The following is a 24,834-nucleotide window of genomic DNA, read 5'->3' as shown; positions in this document are numbered from 1 at the left end:
AAAATTAGAGGGGCAGATCATGGCATCTGAGAATGTTGTTCATGCTAAATTTAAGTGGCAAAGCAATAACTCACCAAATGCAATTGCGTTAAGATGTGATAAACATAAACTTACTTATCGGCAACTAGACCAGTACACGAATGCTTTAGCGGCTCAATTAATAAATCGAGGTGTCCAACCTGGTGATATTGTCGGTGTATATTTAAATAAAGGCGTAGATCTTGTCATCAGCTTATTGGGAATATTAAAAGCTGGTGCTTGCTATCTACCATTGGATCCTTATTACCCTGCAAGACGCCTTGCATACATGATTGGCCATGCGAAGACGAAACTGGTCGTTACAGATACTGCACCGGAAGCGGTATTGAATGTAAACGCTCAGCGGTGCGAATGGTTGGATATCACCGCTCTGGATCTGACCGTCCCCGTAACGCTTACGCTTCCGAAAGTCAGTGACGATCATCTTTGCTATGTCATGTATACCTCCGGTTCCACCGGTACTCCAAAAGGCGTAATGGTTAGCCACCGTACGGTCGTACGCTACCTGGACTGGATGCAGACCGCGTTTCATCTGCGTCAGAATGATGTGGTATTGAACCAATCCAGCTTCAGTTTTGACGTCTCGGTTTGGGAAATATTTTGGCCATTAATGGCTGGTGCAAGTTGTGCGCTTATCGCTGAGGAAATGAAATACGATCCCTCACTGATGGCGAATTTTATCCAGAATCATCATGTTACCGTAGCTCAATTTGTTCCCACGGCACTACGCATTATCGTTGATGCCGGGGTTGTGGGAAGTTGCGGCACATTAACGCATATCTTCTCTGGCGGTGAAGCACTGCCGCAAAGTTTAGTCGATGATTTGGGACAGCAGTTCTCCGGCCAGATTCACAATCTTTATGGGCCAACGGAAGCGACCATTTTTGCTTGTCACTGGCCGTGTTGCCCTGGGGAAAGAGAAAGTATGGTGCCGATTGGCAGGCCGATCCCGCATGCTTGTGCCTATGTGTTGGATGAACAGCTTAGGCCTGTTCCGACTGGCTGCTGTGGTGAACTCTATTTAGGAGGGGATATTCTGGCCAAAGGTTATCTGCATGCCGAAACATTAACCGATGAGCGTTTTGTGGATAACCCCTTTAACGGTGCGGGTGGCAATAAAATGTACCGAACCGGTGATTGGGTAAAGTTGCTTGATGATAGTGTCCTGGCGTTTATAGGCCGAATAGATGACCAGATAAAATTACGCGGACATCGAATTGAATTGGCGGAGATTGAAACGCACCTGCAGGCATTGCCACAGATATCCCATGCTGCCGTTATTGTTGAAATACAGCCGGATAAGAATATTCCCATATTAACTGCGTTTTATGTCCCTCGACATCAGCAGTCGGTCAATATCCAAGAGCTAAAAAACTGCCTGGCAAAATCGTTGCCTTTCTTCATGTTGCCGTCCAGGTTTATTTCCTTGAGAAAAATGCCTGTTCACCCTAATGGCAAGGTAGATAAGTCTAATCTCCACTCCTATGAACAGAAAAATGAGGAAGATATGAGTGACATTAAAGCCAAGATGAATATTGACGTAGAGGCGAAAATAATATCGGTTTGGAAGTCGGTTTTAAATAATAAAAATCTCTCAGCCAAGGACAACTTTTTTGATGCTGGAGGAAACTCGTTGTTGATGTCAAAAGTGCATAGAGAAATAAAGGATAAATTTTCTACACCTGTTTCAATTATGGATTTATTTCAGTACCCGACAGTACAAATGCTGAGTCAACGTATTGTTGAAAAGCATGCGGAAATATTAGGTAAAAAGAAGTAATTCATTTCAATTACGCTACATATGGTGAGGTAGGAAGATGAATAATCAAGCAACGACCCGAGATAAGGATATCGCCATTGTGGGGATGTCCGCACGTTTCCCTGGTGCAGAAGATGCCGTAATGTTCTGGCAGAACCTGCTGGATGGGGTAGAAACGATCAGCACCTTTACCGAAGAGGAACTCCGGGCCAGTGGAATTGAAGAGGAAATGATTGCCTCGCCAAATTATATTCGTCGCAGAGGGATTTTGGGCAACGCTGAGTATTTTGACGCTAACTTCTTTGATATCACGCCACGCGATGCGGAGATCATGGATCCGCAGCATCGGGTTTTCCTGGAGTGCAGCTGGCATGCCTTTGAAGATGCCGGCTATGTACCGGCCACCTATCCCGGAAAAGTCGGTGTATTTGGCGGTACGGGTACCGCGTGGCACCTCAATAAAGTGAATGCACACCCTGAGGTGCAAAAATACGTCAGTGGCGCCTCGGTGGTAACCAATAACGATAAGGATTACGTGACAACGCGCGTCTCCTACAAACTGAACTTGAAAGGCCCTAGCGTCAATGTGCAAAGCGCGTGTTCTACCGCGATGGTCGCCGTGGTTATGGGGATCAACAGTTTGTTGAATGGTGAAAGTGACTTGATTGTTGCCGGCGGCGTTTCACTCGATACGCCTGAACGACGCGGATATCAGTATATGCAAGGGGGGATGGAGTCAGCTGATGGCCGTTGCTACGCCTTTGACTCTCGTGCCAACGGGACCGTATTTAGCCGTGGGGCGGGCGTGGTGATATTAAAACGTTTGAATGACGCGCTGCGCGATGGCGATCATATCTACGCGGTGCTGAAAGGCGGAGCGATTAATAATGACGGAAATCTGAAAGCGGGCTATACCGCACCCAGTATTGAAGGCCAGATCTCGGTAGCCAGACAGGCCTTCGCCAATGCGCAAGTTGATCCTGAGACTATCAGTTTTGTTGAAGCGCATGGCACCGCCACTGCATTGGGTGACCCCATTGAATTCACCTCACTGAGCCAGACGTTCAAAGCATTCACCGATAAAACGCAGTATTGTCGTCTCGGATCGGTAAAGACCAATATTGGGCATACGGATGCTGCCTCCGGAATGGCCAGTCTCATCAAGGCGTCTTTGGCATTGGAAACCGGGGAACTGCCCGCATCACTGCATTACCTTGCGCCAAACCCCAATATCGAGTTTGAAACCAGCCCGTTTGTGATGAATACCGAGTTGAGCAAACTGGAAACTTCAGAAATACCGCACCGCGCTTTAGTGAATTCTTTTGGTGTGGGCGGGACCAATGCCTGCGTTATTCTCGAAGCACCGCCGCAAAGGGAGAACAGCGATCGGCATGATGGGCTGATAATGCTGCCTTTTTCGGCCAAGAGTCGAACTGCGTTGGATGCCATGAAACAACGCATGCATGACTATCTGTTCGAGAATAAGGACGTTAGCCTGGCGGATGTTGCTTATACCCTGCAGGTGGGGCGTCAGCAGTTCGCACACAGCACGGTGTTGGTGGGTAACAGCAGAGAAAGGTTACTGGAGAAACTCAGCCAACCCTCTTCCATCATTTCAACCACCGGTAAGAGCCGTAAACCCGTAGTGTTCATGTTCCCGGGCCAGGGTAACCAGTATGTCAATATGGCGCGTGAACTGTATACCGCTTACCCAGTGTTTAGCGAAGTGATGGATCACTGTTGTCGTTATCTGGATCCGATCTTGGGCGTGAACCTGCAATCGATTATTTTCCAGGGGGAGGAGGGTTTAGGAAAATCGCGCATTCATGAAACACAGTTTACCCAGCCCGCGTTATTTATCGTGGAGTTTAGCCTGGCGCAGCTTTGGATGTCGTGGGGCATAAAACCTGATGCAATGATAGGTCATAGCGTTGGTGAATATGTAGCGGCCTGTATTGCCGGCGTATTTTCATTGGAAGATGCGCTACGTGCGGTTGCGCTACGCGGGAAGCTGGTTCAAGCATTACCTGCAGGAGCCATGTTAGCGGTGTTGATGGACGAAGAGTCGCTACGTAGTAGATTGCAGGGCGGCAAATTGGAAATCGCAGCGGTGAATTACCCGGGTCTGTGTGTGGTGGCCGGGGAGTTGGATGAGGTAGAAATATTCCAACAGCAATTGGAAGACAGCAATATCTTCTGCAAGCATCTGGATACTTCACACGGCTTCCATTCATACATGATGGAGCCGGTTTTACCTGCCTTTAAAGAAGTCATTGACGGCATTGAATTGCACGCCCCACAAATCCCATTCGTTTCGACGGTGAGTGGCGATTGGATGACCGATGCGCTGGCTACGGACAGTGATTATTGGGTTAAACATGTGCGCAATCCAGTGCTGTTCTCTCATGCATTCAAAACGTTGATGTCTGAAGAGCATCAGGAGTATATCTTCCTGGAGGTTGGTCCGGGTCGTTCTTTGGAGTCCTCCGCCAAGCAGCATTTCAAAGCGGATGAAGGAACGCTGATCTACTCTTCACTACCTACCGCGAAAGAGGTGGATTTAACCGGTGAATACCTGCTCACTACGTTAGGAAATTTGTGGGCAAGCGGCGTTGAAATTTCGTGGACCAAGTTCTACAGCGGTGAACATCGCCGCAGATTACCGTTACCTGGTTATCCCTTTGAGCGTAAGGCGTTCAAATTGCCAGCGCTTCAGAACGGTCACGAAGGTGGCTCGTCGCAAGATGCGAAATCCCTCAATGCCCGCAAACGAAAAAAGGCTGACATTGCTGAGTGGTTCTACATGCCAACCTGGAAGCGCACCATTCCGGCCAGGTTTATGGCGGGAGAGTCTACCGATTCGGCAACAGAATGCTGGTTACTGTTCGTTGATGCCATGGTGATCGCTGAACATATACAAAAACAATTAGTTGCAGCCGGGCATAACGTGCTGGCCGTTTGGCGAGGGAACCACTATCAGGAAGATCTGGCCAATGACTGCTATGTGATTGATCCCGCGAAAAGTGAAGATTACGTACGCTTGTTAAAAAGTGTCAAAGGAAGAGAATTACGTCCAACTCGCATCATCAACCTGTGGAACTTGTCCGCTGATAACGTGGAACCACAATTTATTGGTTGTCGCCGTGCGTTGCAGGTCAATGCCTTTTACAGTCCGCTCTACTTACAGCAGGCATTGGTGAGTGAGAACCTGTTGGAAAATCTGCATCTCCTGTTCGTGACGAATAACATTTTTAATGTGACGGAAGAACAGCTGTATTCGCCGCAAAAAGCGCTGGTGATTGGGCCTGCCCGCGTATTTTATCACGAGTATCCCGAAGTACAGTGTCATGTGGTAGATGTGGATTTATTTGGTTACGCCGTCCCTCAAGATATCGCTCAACAACTGATTGCCGAAAGTCACATTGATACACACGGAAATCTGGTGGCCTATCGTGGAGGTAACCGCTGGGAGGAAGATTACCAGGCTGTTCAACTGAAACATGATGATACAGGCCTGTTTGCAGCGGTGAAAGAGGGCGGTGTCTATCTGATTACTGGCGGATTGGGTGGCTTGGGCATGCTGGTTGCCGGCTATCTTTCAGAGGTTGGCAATACCACTTTGATTCTGACATACCGTTCCGCGTTGCCTCCCCGTGAGGAATGGCAGTCCTGGTTGCAACAACATCCGGTAGACGATCCGATGAGTGAGAAGCTCGCCGGGATACTGCGATTGGAGGAACGAGGAAATACCGTGCATCTTGCTCAGGTCGATGTCTGCGATTATGCAGGTATGCGGGATATGCTCTCTACTTTTGCTCGTATTGATGGTGTATTCCATACCGCAGGAATTGCCGGCGGTGGAATTATCCCGCTGAAAAGTGACGAAGATTGCGCAGCTGTGCTCGATCCAAAAGTGATCGGCAGCCTGATATTGGACGACCTGCTTAAGGACAAACAGCCTGATTTCTTCATTCTGTTTTCCTCCATCACTTCTATCGTTGGCGATGAGGCGCGCATTGATTACTGCTCAGGCAATGCGTTCATGGATGCTTTCGCTCACTATCGCAACCAACAACGTTCGGGCCGTACCGTGTCCCTCAACTGGGGAAAATGGGGCGATATTGGTATGGCTGTGCGCTGGAACAAACAGTTGTTGGAGAAGAAGAATAATAGTAGGTCCGCCGTATTTGAAGAGGTCGTCGGCGACCTGCTAACCCTGGTCGGCCGAGAAGGGTTGCAAGAGGTCTATCAGGTTAATCTTGCGGTGCAAAAGGATTGGGTTATTGATGAACACCGTTTGACTCATCAACCGTCATTGGTGGGGGCGACCATACTCTCGATGTTGCACGAATGGATGAGCCGCTTCAAGCCACAAGAGAAGCTGCAGGTTAAGAACCTGTTGCTGACGAAGCCGGTCATTTATCACAACGCCTGGCCACGTATGATGAACCTGCTGGTTACCACGGAGAGCAATGGCTACAAATTCAGTTTGAGAAGCCGCGGAGTATTGGAGCTGGGCTGGCAGGAACATGCGTTGGGTACGGTGGGGCGTACCAGTGCAGAGCCAGAAACAGTGCCGATTTCAATCAATGCTATTCGTGAACGCTGCGCAACGGAATTACCTTACGAACCGCTGGATCGCGAACTTGGCAATGCTAATACCGGCGATATTTTCCTGTCATTAAGCCCGCGCTGGGATAATCACCAGGGGATCTTGCGTGGGGAAAACGAATGGCTGATGCATAAGGTGATGGGTCCTGAGTTCCTCGATGATTTCGTGCGTTACCCGTATCACCCGGCCTTAATCGATGCCACGGCGATCCGCTGCCTGACATATATCACCAGAGATAACTTCCTGCCGATCAGCTACGGCAAAATAACCTACCATGCGCCGCTAGCTGCGGATTGCTATGCCCATATCAAGCTGAAACGCCCTTATCAGCCGCAAGATAGCGCTATTACGATGGATATTGTCTTCTTGTCGCATACCGGTATGCCGTTATTGACGCTGGAAAATTATACGTTGATCAAAATGACCCAGGATAACCAGGTGGTAGAACAGGCCGATAAAGAGGCTACACCGGAGGTAAAAGTTAATCTGGCTGACAAGGACATTCTATTCTACGAGGGGCTTGATGCCTTGAAGCGGCAACTTTCTCACCTGGAATTTGAACAGCTGGTGATTGTCACCAGCGACCTTGGGCAACTGATCCATGAGTCAATCCCAGCGCAAGAGGAAACTGTGCAGGAAGAAGTGAGTGAGACGGCAGCAGATGGCCATGTCAGGCCCGCATTGTCGGTGGAGTATGTGGCGCCGGAAAACGAAATAGAAAAAGAAATCGTTAAGGTCTGGCAGTCGATCCTCGGTATTTCGGGGATTGGTGTAAACGACAATTTCACTGAGCTCGGCGGCAATTCTTTGTTGGCGGTTCAGGTTGTTTCGACTGTCTCGGGTATTTTCGAAATCGATATTCGTGTCGATTTGTTCTATCAAGATCAAACGGTTAAAGGTCTATCGAAGCTGATACTTGCGGAGCTGGAGGCGTTGCTGCAAGGCGAATAATCCCGCCGCCCCCAGGCATGTGCATGGGGGCATTCACTTGGGCAAATATGTTTAATCAGACAAGAGCGGGATTCGATGATGACTAAAATCAGTACCGCCATGCTCAAATCGCTGAGCCTGGATGAATTGAAAAAAATTGCCAGAGAGAGAAAAACTCCGGGGGCCGCTGCATCCGGTAAAATCATCAAGAAAAACAGTGAGTCTGGCAGAACGCACTTTCCAGTGACCGGTGCCCAAAAAAGCCTGTGGGTGCTTGACCAATATCTTGATGATGCGAAGGCATATAACAATCCTTATGCCATCACTTGTCGGGTTGAGCAGGATATCGACATGGCGGTGGCTAAAAAAGCGCTGGCCTGCTTAACGCAAAAGCACAGCATTCTGCGCACCACGTTCAAAGTAGTCACCGACGAGGTGTGTCAGTGTGTCAGCGATGAACTCCTGCTTAATTTCCACTATGACGACATTACGTCGATGCCTGACGATGAACGGGATGCTTGGATAGAAAAAGTAGCGCGCGAGGAAGGTCGTCGGCATTTTGATTTGGCACATGGGCCGCTTTCGTATTGGCGAATAATTAAAACCAATCATCATGAGTATGTCTTGTTACTGACCTTTCATCACATTATTTCCGATGGTTGGACGGTTAATTTATTCTTCAAAGAATTTATGGAGATCTATTTCCGAGTGCTTAATGGCGATATGCCGCAGACCGAAGGTTTCCTGCAATTCTCCGATTATGCACTGGCCGAACAGCAGTGGTATTCCAGCACGGATTACCAACAAGGGCTGATGCATTGGGCAAATAAGCTTAAAGACATGCGAGGAGCGCTTGAGATAGCGACCGATCGCCCGCGGCCATCGAGGATGAGCACGGCTGGCAGTATGATTGGTCAGTATTTCGATCAGGGGTTCATCCAGCGCCTTCAGTCGTATGCGGCGCAACAGGGGGCCACTCCGTTCCACGTGATCCTGGCAGCCTATACGCTCCTGTTGCATAAGCATAGCGGACAACAACAGATCGTTATCGGCGTGCCTTTCGCAAACCGTAATCAACCCGAGACACAGAACATGATGGGGTTGTTTATGAATACTTTGCCCCTGCGTTTGATGGTAAGTCCGGTGTCGAAGCTCCAGGAAATCGTCAAAAGCGCTCGTGAAGAGAGTGAGCAGGCTCAGATTTATCAGGCGATCCCACTCAATGATATTCTCGACAAAATAGCCTATGTGCGTAACCCGCAGGTCAACCCGCTTTTTCAGGCCGCGCTCACCTATCAGGTATTTCCGCATTTCCATAACACCACAGGGTTCACCTATAAGCCGCTCAAGGTTGATTACGGCGTGTCAAAACTGGATTTGAATCTGTGGGTAGAGGAAGACAGCGGTAGCTTGTTGTTTACCATGAACTACAACCCTGACTTGTTTAATCGGGGCACGATAACGCGCATGTTGAACGATTTGCGAACTCTGCTGGAAGCCTTCATCGAACACCCCCAACTCAGGGTGCAAGATTTGTCGCTGGTGAGCCGGGCGGAGCGCCTGCAGTTGCTGAGTGGATGCAAGCCTACTCCCCATAACGTGCCCGAGGCTGTTCATGAGCAATTTGAACGTCAGGCGGCTCAATCTCCTGAATTGCTGGCAGTACGTTGTGCCGGTCGCACACTGAGTTATCAACAGCTCAATGAGCAAGCCAATCGTTTAGCGCACCATTTGCTGGTGAAGGGTCTATTGCCGGGGCAGCCTGTCGCGCTCTTCATGGGAAAAAGCGAGCGTAGCGTCGTGGCCCTGCTGGCCGTATTGAAAGGGGGCGGATGTTATGTTCCCATCGATACGGGTCTGCCTGCGGAACAGGTCGAGTTTATTTTGCAGGATTCTGCGGTGCGCTTCATATTGGTGGATGCGGATTCCCCCGACATCTCAAGGCCTGTAATCCCAATAGATCAGATATTCGATGCGCTACCCAGCGGCAATCCCGCTTCATCGAAAGCATCTGTGGATGCACCCGCGTACATTATCTATACCTCCGGCAGTACCGGAAAACCCAAGGGCGTCAGGGTAAACCATGGCCATCTGAGCCAATATTGTCAGGCGATCACCCCGGTTCTCAACCAACCGGTGGGTGCACGATATGGCATGTTCTCTTCTTTCACCACCGATCTGGCACACACCATGTTGTTCCCCGCGCTGATCAATCAGGGGCAGCTTGAGGTGATCAGTGTCCAACTGCTCAACGATCCCCAGGCATTATTCTCTTATCTGGCCGATCAACCGCTGGATTGCATGAAAATAACGCCGACGCATCTGGCGGCATTATTGACCTCTCCACAGGCAATCGCATTGCTGCCGCGTAATTTGTTGGTTCTGGGAGGGGAAAGGGTACCGCTCTCGTTGGTCAAGCATGTCCGCCAATGGCGGGAAAATTGCCGAATTGTTAATCATTATGGGCCAACTGAATGCACCGTCGGTGTTGCTACCTATACCCTCCCTGACGTTATTGACTGTGGCGTTGGTGACTATTTACCGGTGGGCAAGCCTTTGGCGGACAGCCATGTGTTAGTGCTTGATCCTGAACAACAGCTAGTCCCCATAGGTCTGCCCGGCGAGATTTATCTGGGGGGAGCGCACCTGACCGCCGGTTATGTGGGGCTTGAAACGCAAAATCGTCTTCATTTTATTCCCCACCCTTTTTTGGCTGGCGAACGTCTCTACCGTACTGGTGACAAGGGGCGCTGGTTATCGGATGGCAATCTTGAATTTTTGGGACGGCTCGATCGCCAGGTGAAAGTACGCGGTTACCGTGTGGAGCTGGGCGAAATAGAGCATGTGATACTGCAACAGCCTGGCGTTGAACAAGCTGCCGTCAAGCAATGGCCGCTAAGCGAAGGCGAAACGCGGCTGGTGGCTTACTGTTGTGGTGTGATGAAGGAAGGATGCATTCAGGTGCAGGCGGCTTTGCAACACCAACTCCCTCACTATATGCAGCCGGATCAATGGGTATGGTTGGAAAAGCTGCCGCTGACGGCCAGCGGAAAAATCGACTATGCGGCTCTGCCCTTCGCTTCCGTTGATATGTCTCAACAGGCTAAGGAGCCGGAAGGCGCGATAGAACAGCATCTCTACGGTATTTATTGTCGTGTGCTGCAACGCGAGCAGTTGGATACGCGAGATGATTTCTTCAAACTGGGGGGAAACTCAGTCACTGCATTGAAGTTGATTATTGAGGTAAACCAGCATTTTGGCAGCTCTTTATCATTGGGTGAGCTGTTTGAATCCAGCAGCATCCGGCAGCTTGCGGCCCTGCTAACGCAAAAAGAACCCCGAGAGTTATCACCGTTAGTGTTACTTAATCCAGGGAACGTGGAAAGTAAACCAACCTTGCTGCTGATTCATCCTGCAGGTGGCAACATCTTGTGTTACCACCCGCTGGCCCGCGAGTTGGGGACGGAGTATCCGGTGTATGGTTTGCAGGTGGCTGACTTTAGCAAAGATGAGGCCTACAACCACGATATCAAAACATTAGCTGCATTTTATCTGCTACAGGCGCAAGAGATAGTCCAACGGCCGAATCTGGTCTTGGGCGGTTGGTCTTTAGGTGCGACCATTGCTTTCGAAATGGCTCAACAACTGCAGTCAGCCATTGGATCGACGCCGACGGTGCTGGTATTGGACCAGCCAGCGCCCCAGGTTAAGGTTGATCGTGCGATGCCGTTGGATGAGTACGAACGGCTGGCCTATTTTGCACGTAAGGTCGAGCGCTTTACCGGCATTTCACTCGCGATTGCCGGCCCGGCATTGGCGGCGATGTCTGAAACGCAACGTTCTGCACTCTTCCTGCAAGAATTCAAGCGAGCAAATCTGGTACCGGATAACATCAGCAGCCTTCATTTTCAGCATTTCCTGACGATCTTGCAGGCCCATATTTCCGCCACAGACGGTTATCAGGGCGCAGAATATACCGGCAAAATCGTTGTCGCAGAGGCCGAAGATATTCTGGCCGATCGCCTTCGTCAGGAGACCCCTGGCCTCGGCTGGGCGTTGCTGGCAAAAGGGGGACTGACGGTCATAAACGCACCAGGTAATCACATTTCAATGATGAATACCCCGCAAATCAGTCAGACAGCCAGTCAGTTATGTAAGGTGCTGTCATGAGTACCACTGCGGTGGCACGGGATACCCCGGCCGAGAAGGGCGGAGTATCCCGTCGTGAGTGGTGCGCCATTATCGGCGGGTTGATAGGGGGCTTTATGGCCATCCTGGATATTCAAATTGCCAACTCATCAATGAAAGTGATCCAGGGAGCGCTTTCCGCGACGTTGAACGACAGTTCTTGGCTGATGACCTCTTATTTCACCGCCGAAATTGTAGCTATCCCGCTTTGCGGCTGGCTTTGCCAGGCGCTGGGCACGGGGCGCTATGCTCTATGGTGTATTGCCGGTTTTCTCGGGGCATCGTTGCTCTGTTCCGCCGCCTGGAACCTGAGCTCCATGATTGTATTTCGGGCGTTGCAAGGGTTCAGCGGCGGTGCGCTGATCCCGATTTCATTTCGCTTGATTATCGAGATCCTGCCGATGGAAAAGCGGCCTTTAGGTATGTCCTTATTCAGTATTATCGGCACATTTGCGCCGGCGGTGGGGCCCGCGTTGGGTGGCTGGTTGACCGATAATTTTTCCTGGCACGCCATATTTTATATCAATGCCATTCCGGCCCTGCTGTCGTGGGGACTGATTCAGTACGCTTTAAAACACCCAACTATTAACTGGAACATCATTCGCCATGGGGATTTTGTCGGCATTGTTTCCGTCATGCTGTGCTTGGGTGCGCTGGAGGTCATTCTCGAAAAGGGGGGAGAGGAAAACTGGCTGGAGTCCAATATGATCTGCGTGCTGGCGATAACCTCTGGCATCAGCTTTATCATATTCATGTACTCCCAACTTACGCACCCCCATCCGCTGATCAATCTAAGGCTGTTTCGTGACTATAACTTTTCGTGCGCCATCGTAATTTTCGCCATGTTAGGTGTGGCTATCTATGGCACGTTGTTCCTGGTGCCTTACTATCTGACGATGGTGCATGATTACAATGCGTCCGAAATCGGCACGGTTGTGATCTGGATGGGCTTTCCTCAGTTGATCATCCTGCCGTTTATTCCTCGGCTCATTCAACGCTATAACCCCAAATATCTGATCTGCATTGGGTTTGTTGGCCTGGCCATCAGCGCATTTATGGATTGTTCGATGGATGGCAATTTTGCCGGGCCGCAGATGGCGTGGTCTATGTTGATCCGCGCATTAGGGCAACCTTTTATCATGGTGCCTCTCTCCCTCCTCGCCACCCGAAATGTCCAACAAAAGGACAGCGCTTCCTCTGCCGTGTTGATCAATATTTTTCGCAGCCTCGGCGGTTCTTGTGGCACAGCTATCCTGAGCACGTTTTTCATCACGCGAATTTACACCCATGTTGATGTCATCAAGACCTCGTTGGTTTCAGGCAGCAATGCGTTTACGGGATATCTCAGCAACATAAAAAGCCTTCTGATCGAACGCGGTTTGGCGGCCGATGCCATAAGTGTCAAAAGTACGGCTTGCGCGTTGCTGGGTAAAAGGATCGCTCGTGAGTCGGAGATTATGGCATTTAACGATTTGTTTCTGATCATGGGAGGAATGATGCTGGCAACGGCGCTGCTCGTCTTGTTCTCTTCTCATGATTTTCGTTTGTATGCAAAAAAAGAGGGGGGACGATGAGTCAAAAATCGATGACTGTCTGGCATTACCTGCTATCGCGCGACGCGCGCATCACCATTATTGCCCCTATCGTGCTTTATAACATTGCTTTCTGGTGGGGGGGGGCGGGCCTTGCATTATTGGTGACGGCTCTCTATTCCGGCGCTGTGGAGCTCCTGACCAAACGCAGCGGTTCTTTGTCGGTGATTGCATTAATCCTGGTGTCAGGGTTCAGTCACTACGTTTATTTGCATGGATACGCTCCATTCGCCATCAAGAAAGAAAACGTATTTCTCTCGGTGAGTGGTGCACTCTCCGTGGTGATAGTGTTTGCATTCTATTCCCTGATAGGGAAACCCATGGTTCGCACGCTGGCAGAGCAGGCGATGCCAATGTTGAAAAGCATTCCAGCCTATGGCACTCCACAATATGCCAAGGTTTGGCATGAAGTTTCTCTGGCGTGGATCCTGGTGTTTCTGCTGAAGGCTATCGGGGTATATACGCTATCGCACAGGGAGGACTTGCCTGTCGATACGATTATTTTTATGAGTGGGTGGCCGCTGACCTTACTGATGGTGTGGTTCAGTTTTTATTGGCCAAAATACCGGTGGACATCCCATTTGCGCGCCAAAGGACGTTAACCGCGCCTGGCCGAGTATTGCTGCCGGCTCTGAAAATCATTTCATATGCAGTTTAGAGGGGGAACGACATGAGTCAGTTTGAGAATACATCGATCGTATTAAATAGCCACCCGGATGGGGCCGCAACGCTGGAAAATTTCAGGGTCGAAACTGACACCGTAGGTGAATTACATCCAGGCGAGTTCCTGGTCGAGAATAAGTGGTTATCGATAGACCTTTATACTCGCGCAAGGCTCAATAAGAGCACCGGTTATATTAGTTCGATCAAGTTAGGGGAGGTGATCCAGGGGGAAACTATTGGTGAGATTGTTGCCTCCCGTAATCCTCTGTTTAGTGTTGGTGATCGCGTATTTAGCTTCTCCGGTTGGCAGAAATATTATGTTGGCGATGCGCAAAATTTTACCGTTCATCGTTTGCCGCCAACGGCATTGTCTCCCACTATTTTTCTCAGCGTGGTGGGTACGCCTGGCCGTTCGGCTTATTTTGGTTTGAACAAAATAGCGAAGCCTAAGCCGGGTGAGACGCTGGTGGTTTCTGCCGCCTCGGGGTCGGTGGGCTCGGTAGTGGGGCAACTCGGCAAGCTGGCAGGCTGTCGCGTTGTGGGACTGGCTGGGAGCGACGAAAAATGTCGCTATGCAGTTGAGGAGTTGGGCTTCGATGCTTGCCTGAACTATAAAACTGCGGATCTCAAACGCGATCTTCGCGCCGCGTGTCCACAAGGTATCGATATCTATTTTGAGAACGTTGGCGGGCGCATTTCGCTGTTTGTCGCCAAATTACTGAATGAAGGTGCCAGGGTGCCCATCTGCGGGAATGCCGCTAATTACAATCTGGGCACTGAGGTTGATGCAGCCAGTCCTGCGGCCTTTTTCTCCTCCCTGCCCGACGCTCCTGTGAATCGTTTCTTCCTGGTGACTGAATGGTTCAAGGATTACCTTGAGTCGGACACCTTCTTATTGAATGCGGCAGAAAAAGGTCAGTTGAAATACCGCGAGACGATAGCCGACGGACTGGAAAATGCCCCCCAGGCATTTATTGACTTGCTCAATGGCAAACATTTAGGCAAGCAATTGATACGGATGTGATAACGAGAAAAGTGAATATTGCACCCAAGATGACCCATTTTTAAACCTGAATGGCGCTCGAACGCCATTCAGCTTATTGGAATCAGCTATGAAACACACTAGGAAAATAGCTTTATTACTTGCCCTGATAGTGGTGCTGGCCGGTTTTTTTTATTGGCTTCTTTATTGGCGTTATTTCCAAACCACCGACAACGCCTATATACAAACTGACATTACCAATATCAGCGCTCGCATCAGTGCTGTGGTGGTTAATTCAAATATTCTGGACAACCATCGAGTAAAAAAAGGTGATTTGTTGGCGCAGTTGGACGACAGGGAGTTTGTTGTCGCCGTACAAAAAGCGGTGGCGACGTTGGCGCAGAGCCAGGCTGCATTGACCAATGCCCAAGCCAGTTATCAGATGCAAAAAAGCACCATAGAGGAATACCGTAGCGACGTAAGTTCCGCGGCAGCCAGTCTGCAGTACGCGCGCCAACAATACCTTCGTTTTCAAATTCTTGATAAAAAACATTATGTTTCACAAGGTGATATGGATAATGCAACGTCCAGTTACAAGGTGGCAGAGGCGAAATACACCCAGACGCAAGCGAGTCTGAGGACGCAAAGCGATAAGCTTAACGTACAACAAAGCGAGATTGAACAGGGCAGGGCTAACGTGGAACAAGCTCAAGCTAACCTAGAGCAAGCAAAGCTGACGCTGAGTTATACACGAATAGTCGCGCCGATTGACGGCGTGATCAGTAATCGCAGCCTGCAGGTCGGAATGATGGTGCAAGCGGGGCAAGCCATCGCCAGTATTGTGTCCGGAAAAACCCCTTGGATCAGTGCCAACTTCAAAGAAACCCAAAAGGCGCGGATGCGTAAAGGGTTACCGGTAGAAGTCTACATTGACGCTTACCCGGGGAAAACGTTTTACGCCAAAGTCGATAGCGTTTCACCCGCCACCGGGGCAACCTTCGCGTTATTGCCACCCGATAACGCTACCGGGAATTTCACCAAGATCGTGCAGCGTGTGCCTGTAAAAATTGTCTTTGACCATCCCGAGCAGATCGACAGCGGCTTGTCGGCCTCTGTGACGGTGGATACCCGCGGCTGATGGCTGAGTCTGCAGTTAAAAAAAGGGTCATATGGTTAAGCATATGACCCATGCAGTACTGTGACGGTATTTAGCGCATGGTCACAAACTCTTCTGCGGCGGTCGGGTGGATCGCCACGGTGTTGTCGAAGTCTTTCTTGGTCGCGCCCATTTTAATGGCTACGGCAAAGCCCTGCAGGATCTCGTCCATGCCGAAACCGATGCCGTGCAGGCCGACAATCTTCTCTTCTTTGCCCACGCAGACCAGCTTCATGCGGCACGGTTGGCGGTGCTGCGTCACGGCGCTGTACATGGCGGTGAAGGAAGATTTGTACACTTTCACGTTGTCCGCACCGAATTTCTCAATCGCTTCCGGTTCGGTCAGGCCAATGGTGCCGATCGGCGGGTGGCTGAACACCACGGTGGCGATGTTGCTGTAATCCAGGTGCTCTTCCGGCTTGTTGTTGAACAGGCGTTCTGACAGGCGACGGCCTGCGGCAACGGCGACCGGGGTCAGTTCGACGGCGCCGGTGTTGTCGCCCACCGCGTAAATCCCTTTTACGTTGGTATTTTGGTATTTATCGACGTCGATATAGCCTTTTTCGTTGGTTTTCACCCCGGTAGCGGCCAGGTTCAGGTTATCGGTCGCCGGTTCGCGGCCAATCGCCCACACCAGGCTGTCGACGGTGAATTCCTTGCCGTTTTCCAACTGCAACGTCAGGCTGCCGTCGGCGTTTTTGACGATGGCTTTTGGCACGGATTCCGTGTGCAGGCTTGGCCCTTCGGTGTTCATCACTTCCACCAGGGTCTCGACAACCATAGGGTCGAAAGTCCGCAGTGGCGCGTGTTTACGTACGAACAGGTGCGTTTCGGCCCCGAGCGCGTTCAGCACGCCGGCGATTTCTACCGCGATATAGCCAGCACCCACCACCGCAACGCGTTTTGGCATGGCGTCCAGATCGAAGAAACCGTCTGAATCGATGCCGTATTCTGCACCTGGAATGTCAGGGTGGCTTGGACGGCCTCCGGTGGCGATCAGGATATGGTCGGCGGTGATTTTTTCACCGTTCACTTCCACCGTGTGGGCGTCGATAAAGCGTGCGAAGCCTTTGATCACGTCGACTTTGTTTTTACCCAGCACGTTGTCGTAGGAATTATGGATGCGGTCGATATAAGCGGTGCGGTTGGCGACCAGCTTCTTCCAGTCAAACGCGTTGACGGTGGTATCGAAACCGTAATCCGGGCCGTACAGGTGGATGGCCTCGGCGATTTGCGCCGCATGCCACATAACTTTTTTCGGTACACAACCCACGTTTACGCAGGTGCCGCCCAGTTCTTTGGCTTCAATCAGTGCGCATTTCTGGCCGTACATGGCTGCCCGGTTGATCGATGCGATGCCGCCGCTGCCGCCGCCAATTGCTAGATAATCGTAATGTTTGGTCATCTGGGATTTCCATGAATTGTGTGAATCGAAGAGCGTAAGAGTTTAACGCCTGATGCAGGTTTGTCGCAAAGATTGCGTCGATGGCTGTGATAGGTGGGGTAAAGGCGCGGCAGGCCGCGCCCCGGAAGCTTATTCCGGCACCACCCAGTTCACCAAATGGTGACCGTTGCCTGACGGCACCAGGGTTTTGTGCAGCCACGGCAGCACGTTGTTCATCTGCTGTTCCAGTTTCCACGGCGGGTTAATCACAATCATGCCGGAGGCCGTCATGCCGCGCTGGTCGCTGTCGGGTCTTACCGCCAGTTCGATTTGCAGAATATTGCGGATGCCGGTGGCTTCCAGATCTTTCAGCATGCGCTTGATTTGCTGGCGCATCACTACCGGGTACCACAGCGCGTAGGTGCCGGTGGCAAAGCGCTTGTAGCCTTCCTGCAGGCCTTTTACCACGTCCTGGTAATCGGTTTTCATTTCGTAAGGCGGGTCCATCAGGATCAGCCCGCGGCGCGACAGCGGCGGCAGTTGGGATTTCAACTGCTGGTAGCCATCGGCGCGTTGCACCTTGGCACGCTCGTCCTTCTGGAACTCACTGCGCAGCAACGGGAAGTCGCTCGGGTGCAGCTCGGTCAGGTGGATTTTATCCTGCGGACGCAGCAGTTGACGGGCAATCAGTGGCGAACCTGGGTAGTAACGCAACCTTTCGGTGCGGTTAAAGTTGTGCACTACGCTCATGTAGGCTGCCAGCTCTTGCGGCAGGTCATCACGTTGCCACAGCAGACCGATGCCTTCCAGATATTCCCCGGTGCGTTCGGCGTGTTCACCGCTCAGCTGATAGCGTCCTGCGCCGGAGTGGGTATCCAGGTACAGGAACGGCTTCTCTTTTTCTTTCAGCGATTCGATGATCAGGCTTTGAACGGTGTGCTTAAGCACGTCGGCGTGGTTGCCGGCGTGGAAACTGTGGCGGTAACTTAACATGGCTTGTGGTAATTCCTTGTGCTCCCGACGGAGCCTGCTGAACAGAATAAAGGCTTATATTCTGCACAGTATAAACTGTCTGGGCGGGAAAAAGTGAAATGCGTTACCTCAGACCTTCTATCAAGGAGCAGGACAATGACTAAAGCGGCCATTTTGGCTAAATATCCCGGCGCGTCTCGTTGGCCATTCGGCGACAGCCCGGCGCTGGCAGACGAGCTGTTGCAACGGGTGCTCGAGGGGCAGAAAACTGCCACCTGCTGTTCTTATCTTTCTTATCAGCAAGAGCAAGAACCCAGGGTTGGGGATTACAACGTCGTGCTTGACGGTCGCGGCGAACCGGCCTGCGTCATCAGGATCCTGTCATTGAGGCTGACTCGCTATTGCGACGTTACGGCCGAGATGGCGGCACAGGAGGGTGAGGGGGATAAAAGCCTCGCGTTCTGGCGGCAAGGGCACCAGGATTTTTTTACGCGTGAAGGCACTTTTTCGCCCCAGATGTGGCTGGTGTTTCAACAGTTTGAGCTGGTTGAGGTTTTATAGTGGCGTCGCCGAGCCCTCCAGGGCGTCAACCACTTGCTCACGCAGCCAGCTATGGGCCGGATCGCGGTGCGAGCGTTCATGCCATACCATCACCATGTCATAACCGGGGATTTCCAACGGCGCCGGCCAGGTGCGCAGGTCGCCCAGCAGTTCGCCCAGCATGCGCGAAGGTAGCATCGCGACCATATCGGACCTTGCCAGCAGCGCGGGGATGAACAGGAAGTGCGGCAGCGACATCACGACGCGTCGCGCTAATCCCTGCGCTTCCAACAGCGTGTCTATCAGGGTGCGAAACCCGCCGCCGTCTTGCGAAACCATCACGAACTCCAACTGACAAAACTGCTCCAGCGAAGGGGGGCTTTGCAACAACGGATGGTCACGACGGCCTACCAGCAGGTACTGCTCGCGAAACAACTGTCGATGGCGCAGCTCGGCGGGGGCTTCTTCCCGGGACAAAAAACCGAGGTCGATCACGCCGTCTGCCAGATCGCGGCTCATGTGTTTCGGCGATGCCTCGCGGATCGCCAGGCGAGATTTGGGGGCCGCCTGCCGCAGTTGGGGCAGCATCGGCAACAGGATGGCATATTCGGCGGCGTCGGCGGCGGCCAGCTGCCAGGTCATTTCGGCCAGCAGCGGATCAAACGGGCGTTCCGGCGCCAGCAGGCGGCCGAGGTCGGCCAGCGTCTGGCGCAGAGGCGTCAACAGGCTTAGCGCGCGTGCCGTGGGCAACATCCCTCGCGGGCCGGGCAGCAGCAGGGGATCGTGGTAAATCTCGCGCAGCTTGGCCAGTTGAATGCTGACCGACGGCTGGCTCAGATTGAGGCGTGCCGCCGCCCGCGTCACATTGCGTTCGCTGAGCAGCGCTTCCAGCGTGACCAGCAAGTTGAGATCGACCCGCTTTAAATTGTTGATAACTATTCCTCGTATTAAATCTATCAATTTCAACTATAGCGCCAATCCTCCTACCGTGGAACGGACGTCGGAAAACCCGGCGAAACCATAACGGATGAAGGAAGAGACGATGAAACTGAGCGAGTACGTCAGCTACGACGCGCTGGGGTTGGCAGCATTGGTACAGGCGGGTGAAGTCAGTGCGCAGGAGCTACAGCAGACGGCGAGGGCTGCGGTTGAGGCGGTAAACCCGGCGATCAATGCGGTGGTGGAACATTGGTTGCAGCCGCAGTGGGAGAAGCGGGGCCCGCTGTCGGGGGTTCCCTTTCTGATCAAGGATATCGCTATCAGCATGGCCGGTAAGCGCCTTGAATTGGGGAGCCGGTTGGCACAGGGGCAGATTGCCGAGGAAGACAGCTATCTGATGAGTAATATCCATCGCGCAGGGCTGGTGACCTTTGGCAGAACCACCACGCCGGAGATGGCGTTCAGCACCACCACCGAAGCGGTGTTGTACGGTGCTACGCGCAATCCCTGGAACCCTGATTTCAGCGCCGGAGGTTCCAGCGGCGGAGCCGGTGCGGCGGTTGCTGCCGGGGTCGTGCCTATGGCACATGCCACTGATGCCGCCGGTTCTATTCGCGTGCCTGCGTCGTCGAATGGGCTGTTCGGCCTTAAACCGACGCGCGGTCGGGTATCACATGGCCCGGCGATGGATGAAGTGTTCAACGGTTTTGGCGTTCAGTTGGGGCTGAGTCGCACGGTACGCGACAGCGCCGCGTTACTGGATGCGCTACAACACCCCCATCCCGGCGAACCTTATTACACGACACCGTCGGCAGAGTCCTGGCTGTCGCAGGTCACCCGAGACCCTGGCCGGTTGCATATCGGCATAATGACCCAGGCCTGGAATGGCGGGAAAACCGATCCGCAAATCGTTCAGGCCACCAACGATACCGCAGTGCTGCTGAGCGAGCTGGGCCATCAGGTCGCCGAGGCGGAGATGCCGATCGGCGTCAGCTGGCAGGAACTGGTATTCGCCAATGCGCAGATCTGGTGTGCCAATCTGGTCGGTTGGGTCGAGGGGCTGAGCCAAACCACCGGACGGGCGATTTCAACCGACATGCTGGAGCCGGAAACCTTGGCCTGTTACCGCTACGGATTGACCGCCAGGGCGGTGGATATGGTTGCGGCGCTTGAAGTGCGTAACCGGGTGACTCGTGCCGTGGGCGCCTATTTCCAGCGGTACGATCTGTTGTTGACCCCGACCATGCCTGACTTGCCCTGGCGGATCGGTCGCTACGGTACCGGAACGGCGGATATGAGTGGCCTGGAGTGGACCGCACACTTGTTCGACCATTCGCCGTTCACGCCAGTGTTTAACGTAGCCGGCGTGCCGGCGATGTCGGTACCGCTGGCGCATGATGCGCAACACAATCTGCCGATAGGCATGCAATTCGTCGCCGGTTTTGGCCGTGAAGATCAGCTGCTGCAATTGGCAGGGCAACTGGAGCGGGCAGCGCCCTGGCATCAACGGCGCCCGGCTATTTGGGCAGGAAATGCGGGGGAATAGCAGTCAAAAGGCAAAATATCCGCTATGTTGCTGAAAGGCTTTTTACGGCGGGCTTTTGGCTCGCCGTACCATTCAGGAGGAGACAATGAGCTGCATCTTTTGCGAAATGGTGGCGGGCAGAGTGCCGTGCCATAAAATTTGGGAGGACGAGAGTCATATGGCGTTCCTTTCCATCTATCCGAATACCGAGGGGTTCAGCGTAGTGATCCCCAAGGCGCACTACGAGAGCTACGCCTTTGCGTTGCCGGACGAGGTGCTCAGCGAGCTGATGTTGGCGACCAAGCGAGTGGCGCAGTTGCTCGACCGGGCGTTTGACGACGTGGGACGCTGCGGCATGGTGTTCGAAGGTTTTGGCGTCGACCATGTGCATGCCAAGCTGATCCCGATGCACGGTACCGCTGCGCTGGAGCAGTGGCAGCCTATCGAATCGACCTCGGCGAAATTCTTCGACCGCTATGAAGGCTACCTTTCGTCCCACGACGCGGCGCGCGCCGACGACCAGCATCTGGCCTCGCTGGCCGCGAAGATCCGCCAGAGTGCCGTTTAAGGCACTATCTATCAACGTCGGGCCATTGATTTTCCTGCTGCTTGGCTCCATGTTAGATATTCATACGCATTTTAAGGCCTGCCCGTCGTGGCGGGCCCCAACGCTAATCAGGACTGCCCTATGACAAATCCGTTGCTGACCCCGTTTTCCCTGCCGCCGTTTTCCGCCATTCGTCCAGAAGATATCGTGCCCGCGGTGCAATCCGCCCTGGATGACTGCCGCGCTACGGTAGAGCGCGTTGTCGCGCAGCCGGGGCCATTTACCTGGGATAACCTGTGTCAGCCACTGGCGGAGTCTGACGATCGCCTGTCGCGCATCTGGTCGCCGGTAGGGCATCTGAACTCGGTGAAAAACAGCCCGGAACTGCGCGCCGCCTATGAGCAGGCGCTGCCGTTGCTGTCCGAGTACGGCACCTGGGTAGGGCAACACGAAGGGCTGTACCAGGCGTACCGCAGCCTGAAAGAGGGCGAAGCCTTTGCGCAACTGACCGCGCCGCAGCGCAAGTCGGTTGAAAACGCGCTGCGTGATTTCGAACTGTCGGGTATTGGCCTGTCGCCGGAAAAACAGCGTCGCTACGGCGAGATCGTGGCACGCCTGTCCGAGCTGGGTTCTACGTACAGTAACAACGTGCTCGACGCCACCATGGGCTGGAGCAAGCTGATCACCGATCAAGCCGAGCTGAGCGGCCTGCCGGAAAGTGCATTGGCTCAGGCCCAGGCGATGGCGCAGGCCAAAGAGCAGGACGGCTGGTTGCTGACGCTGGATATGCCAAGCTATCTGCCGGTGCTGACCTACGGCGATAACCGTGCGCTGCGTGAAGAGATGTATCGCGCTTTTGCCACCCGCGCCTCCGATCAGGGGCCGAATGCCGGCAAATGGGACAACAGTGAAGTGATGGCGGAAACGCTGGCGCTGCGCCACGAACTGGCCCAGCTGCTGGGCTTTGACAGCTATGCCGACAAGTCACTGGCGACCAAAATGGCGGAAAACCCAGAGCAGGTACTGGGTTTCCTTAGCGATCTGGCCAAACGCGCCCGTCCACAGGCCGAACAGGAACTGGCTCAGCTGCGTGCCTTCGCCAAACAGCATTACGGTGTGGATGAGCTGGAAGCCTGGGACATTACCTATTACGGCGAAAAGCAGAAACAGCACCTGTTCTCGATCAGCGACGAGCAACTGCGCCCTTATTTCCCGGAACAGCGCGTAGTGGAAGGGCTGTTCGAAGTGGTCAAACGCATTTACGGCATCACCGCCAAAGAACGCAAAGATGTGGATACCTGGCATCCAGAGGTGCGTTTCTTCGATCTGTTCGATGCTAACGGTGAGCTGCGCGGCAGCTTCTACCTCGACCTGTATGCCCGTGAAAACAAACGTGGCGGCGCCTGGATGGACGACTGCGTCGGCAGCCTGCGCAAGGCTAATGGCGAGTTGCAAAAACCGGTTGCCTACCTGACCTGTAACTTCAACCGCCCGCTGGGCGACAAGCCGGCGCTGTTCACCCATAACGAAGTGACCACGCTGTTCCACGAGTTCGGCCACGGTCTGCATCATATGCTGACCCAAATCGATACCGCCGGTGTTTCCGGGATTAGCGGTGTGCCATGGGATGCGGTCGAACTGCCAAGCCAGTTTATGGAAAACTGGTGCTGGGAGCCGGAAGCACTGGCATTTATCTCCGGCCATTATCAAAGCGGCGAACCGCTGCCGAAAGAGATGCTGGACAAGCTGCTGGCGGCGAAAAACTATCAGGCGGCGCTGTTCATCCTGCGCCAGTTGGAGTTTGGCCTGTTCGACTTCCGCATGCACGCCGAATACAGCCCAGAGAAAGGTGCGCAGATCCTGCCAACGCTGGCAGAAGTGAAAAAGAGTGTGGCGGTCGTGCCTTCGCCAAGCTGGGGTCGTTTCCCGCATGCTTTCAGCCATATCTTTGCCGGCGGTTACGCAGCGGGTTACTACAGCTATCTGTGGGCAGAAGTGCTGTCGGCCGATGCCTATTCGCGCTTTGAAGAAGAGGGGATTTTCAACGCCGAAACCGGCAAATCCTTCCTCGACAACATTCTGTCGCGTGGCGGTTCCGAAGAGCCGATGGAACTGTTCAAACGCTTCCGTGGCCGTGAGCCGCAGCTGGATGCTATGCTGCGCCATTACGGCATTAAAGGATAACCCCACCGGTGAGCGTGTGTTTATTGTGTGAAGAAGGCGCCGATCCCGGCGCCTTGTCTATTCTGGCGGAACGCTGGCAGTTGGTTTCGGACGACGACGCGACGATGGCGCTGGTACTGACGCCGGAACGTCTGGAGTTGCGTAAGCGTGACGAACCCAAGCTGGGGGCGATCTACGTCGATTTCATCTCCGGCACTATGGCGCACCGGCGCCGCTTCGGCGGCGGGCGTGGCGAAGCGGTGGCGAAGGCGGTCGGCATCAAGGGCAGCTATCGGCCAAACGTGGTGGATGCCACGGCCGGGCTGGGGCGTGATGCCTTTGTGCTGGCATCGCTGGGCTGCCGGGTGAGGATGCTGGAGCGTAATCCGGTGGTGGCTGCCTTGCTGGACGACGGACTGCAACGTGGCTATCAGGATGCGGAAATCGGCCCATGGCTGCGCGAACGCATGACTCTGCTGCATGCCTCCAGTCTGACGGCGTTAGCCGAGCTCGACTCACCACCCGAGGTGGTGTACCTGGATCCCATGTACCCGCACAAGCAGAAAAGCGCGCTGGTGAAGAAAGAGATGCGGGTGTTCCAGTCGCTGGTGGGCAGCGACGACGATGCCGATGGTCTGCTGGAGCCGGCACGCCGTCTGGCGACCAAGCGCGTGGTGGTCAAGCGGCCGGATTACGCTCCGCCATTGGCTAACGTGCCTGCGCATGCGGCCTCGACCACCAAGAGCCATCGTTTCGATATATATATGCCCTATCCTCGTTAATTTGGGCGCAGCATGCTGCGCCCCTACAAGCCGCCTTGATACAACGCCAATGATTTAGGGC

Annotated in this window: 15 protein-coding genes; 12 read left to right on the top strand and 3 right to left on the bottom strand. The window is 53.3% G+C overall.

The features are described 5' to 3' along the window. Positions 1-19 precede the first annotated feature (19 nt). The 7 genes from LQ945_RS12365 to LQ945_RS12335 all read left to right on the top strand — a co-directional run bounded on the left by LQ945_RS12365 (position 20) and on the right by LQ945_RS12335 (position 15,903). Positions 20-1,819, top strand: a complete 1,800-nt coding sequence (locus tag LQ945_RS12365; RefSeq protein ID WP_270100880.1) for a non-ribosomal peptide synthetase — start codon at positions 20-22, stop codon at positions 1,817-1,819. Positions 1,820-1,856: 37 nt separating this feature from the next. Next, the gene (locus tag LQ945_RS12360) at positions 1,857-7,361 is read left to right on the top strand and encodes a type I polyketide synthase (protein ID WP_270100879.1); all 5,505 of its coding nucleotides are present in this window, start codon (positions 1,857-1,859) and stop codon (positions 7,359-7,361) included. 75 nt (positions 7,362-7,436) lie between these two features. Continuing rightward, the gene (locus tag LQ945_RS12355; protein WP_270100878.1) at positions 7,437-11,510 is read left to right on the top strand and encodes a non-ribosomal peptide synthetase; all 4,074 of its coding nucleotides are present in this window, start codon (positions 7,437-7,439) and stop codon (positions 11,508-11,510) included. Next, positions 11,507-13,102, top strand: coding sequence for an MDR family MFS transporter (locus LQ945_RS12350; protein ID WP_270100877.1), 1,596 nt, complete (start codon positions 11,507-11,509; stop codon positions 13,100-13,102). The genes LQ945_RS12355 and LQ945_RS12350 overlap by 4 nt, the downstream gene beginning before the upstream one ends. Beyond that, positions 13,099-13,722: a hypothetical protein gene (locus tag LQ945_RS12345; protein WP_270100876.1), complete on the top strand. Its 624-nt coding sequence runs from the start codon at positions 13,099-13,101 to the stop codon at positions 13,720-13,722. The genes LQ945_RS12350 and LQ945_RS12345 overlap by 4 nt, the downstream gene beginning before the upstream one ends. A 68-nt stretch (positions 13,723-13,790) precedes the next feature. Beyond that, a complete protein-coding gene (locus tag LQ945_RS12340) occupies positions 13,791-14,807 on the top strand; it encodes an NADP-dependent oxidoreductase (protein ID WP_270100875.1) in 1,017 nt (338 codons plus the stop codon). Positions 14,808-14,895: 88 nt separating this feature from the next. Next, a complete protein-coding gene (locus tag LQ945_RS12335; RefSeq protein WP_270100874.1) occupies positions 14,896-15,903 on the top strand; it encodes an HlyD family secretion protein in 1,008 nt (335 codons plus the stop codon). 70 nt (positions 15,904-15,973) lie between these two features. On the opposite strand, the gene gorA is transcribed toward LQ945_RS12335, so the two are convergent. Both gorA and LQ945_RS12325 read right to left on the bottom strand, forming a co-directional pair. Then, positions 15,974-17,326, bottom strand: a complete 1,353-nt coding sequence (gorA, locus tag LQ945_RS12330) for a glutathione-disulfide reductase (RefSeq protein WP_044554848.1) — start codon at positions 17,324-17,326, stop codon at positions 15,974-15,976. Between the two features lie 129 nt (positions 17,327-17,455). After that, a complete protein-coding gene (locus tag LQ945_RS12325) occupies positions 17,456-18,298 on the bottom strand; it encodes a 23S rRNA (adenine(2030)-N(6))-methyltransferase RlmJ (protein ID WP_044554847.1) in 843 nt (280 codons plus the stop codon). Between the two features lie 135 nt (positions 18,299-18,433). Here LQ945_RS12325 and LQ945_RS12320 point away from each other — a divergent pair, with 135 nt between their 5' ends. Next, positions 18,434-18,838, top strand: coding sequence for an ASCH domain-containing protein (locus LQ945_RS12320; protein ID WP_262242357.1), 405 nt, complete (start codon positions 18,434-18,436; stop codon positions 18,836-18,838). On the opposite strand, the gene LQ945_RS12315 is transcribed toward LQ945_RS12320, so the two are convergent. Then, complete coding sequence (locus LQ945_RS12315; protein WP_270102985.1) at positions 18,833-19,750, bottom strand: LysR family transcriptional regulator; 918 nt, start codon at positions 19,748-19,750, stop codon at positions 18,833-18,835. The two genes, LQ945_RS12320 and LQ945_RS12315, sit on opposite strands and share 6 nt — an antisense overlap. A 109-nt stretch (positions 19,751-19,859) precedes the next feature. Between LQ945_RS12315 and LQ945_RS12310 the strand changes: the two genes are divergently transcribed. From LQ945_RS12310 to rsmJ, 4 genes are all read left to right on the top strand, one after another. After that, a complete protein-coding gene (locus tag LQ945_RS12310; protein WP_270100873.1) occupies positions 19,860-21,302 on the top strand; it encodes an amidase in 1,443 nt (480 codons plus the stop codon). Between the two features lie 85 nt (positions 21,303-21,387). Next, a complete protein-coding gene (locus tag LQ945_RS12305) occupies positions 21,388-21,849 on the top strand; it encodes an HIT family protein (protein ID WP_270100872.1) in 462 nt (153 codons plus the stop codon). A gap of 120 nt (positions 21,850-21,969) precedes the next feature. Further along, complete coding sequence (gene prlC, locus LQ945_RS12300) at positions 21,970-24,012, top strand: oligopeptidase A (protein WP_122080428.1); 2,043 nt, start codon at positions 21,970-21,972, stop codon at positions 24,010-24,012. An 8-nt stretch (positions 24,013-24,020) separates the two neighbouring features. Beyond that, positions 24,021-24,773 carry a 16S rRNA (guanine(1516)-N(2))-methyltransferase RsmJ gene (rsmJ, locus tag LQ945_RS12295; protein ID WP_044554842.1) on the top strand — a complete coding sequence of 251 codons (753 nt, stop codon included), beginning with the start codon at positions 24,021-24,023 and terminating at the stop codon, positions 24,771-24,773. The last annotated feature ends 61 nt before the right edge of the window (positions 24,774-24,834 follow it).

It is taken from the genome of Serratia liquefaciens (assembly GCF_027594825.1).
Classification (GTDB): Bacteria; Pseudomonadota; Gammaproteobacteria; order Enterobacterales; family Enterobacteriaceae; genus Serratia; species Serratia liquefaciens_A.
This window is presented reverse-complemented; position numbering and strand designations above follow the sequence as displayed.

Coding starts and splice junctions, on each gene's coding strand:
- LQ945_RS12335 (WP_270100874.1), top strand. CDS start 14,896: ATGAAACACACTAGGAAAATAGCTTTATTACTTGCCCTGATAGTGGTG.
- LQ945_RS12325 (WP_044554847.1), bottom strand. CDS start 18,298: ATGTTAAGTTACCGCCACAGTTTCCACGCCGGCAACCACGCCGACGTG.
- LQ945_RS12355 (WP_270100878.1), top strand. CDS start 7,437: ATGATGACTAAAATCAGTACCGCCATGCTCAAATCGCTGAGCCTGGAT.
- LQ945_RS12345 (WP_270100876.1), top strand. CDS start 13,099: ATGAGTCAAAAATCGATGACTGTCTGGCATTACCTGCTATCGCGCGAC.
- LQ945_RS12310 (WP_270100873.1), top strand. CDS start 19,860: ATGAAACTGAGCGAGTACGTCAGCTACGACGCGCTGGGGTTGGCAGCA.
- prlC (WP_122080428.1), top strand. CDS start 21,970: ATGACAAATCCGTTGCTGACCCCGTTTTCCCTGCCGCCGTTTTCCGCC.
- gorA (WP_044554848.1), bottom strand. CDS start 17,326: ATGACCAAACATTACGATTATCTAGCAATTGGCGGCGGCAGCGGCGGC.
- LQ945_RS12340 (WP_270100875.1), top strand. CDS start 13,791: ATGAGTCAGTTTGAGAATACATCGATCGTATTAAATAGCCACCCGGAT.
- LQ945_RS12305 (WP_270100872.1), top strand. CDS start 21,388: ATGAGCTGCATCTTTTGCGAAATGGTGGCGGGCAGAGTGCCGTGCCAT.
- LQ945_RS12360 (WP_270100879.1), top strand. CDS start 1,857: ATGAATAATCAAGCAACGACCCGAGATAAGGATATCGCCATTGTGGGG.
- LQ945_RS12320 (WP_262242357.1), top strand. CDS start 18,434: ATGACTAAAGCGGCCATTTTGGCTAAATATCCCGGCGCGTCTCGTTGG.
- LQ945_RS12365 (WP_270100880.1), top strand. CDS start 20: ATGGCATCTGAGAATGTTGTTCATGCTAAATTTAAGTGGCAAAGCAAT.
- LQ945_RS12350 (WP_270100877.1), top strand. CDS start 11,507: ATGAGTACCACTGCGGTGGCACGGGATACCCCGGCCGAGAAGGGCGGA.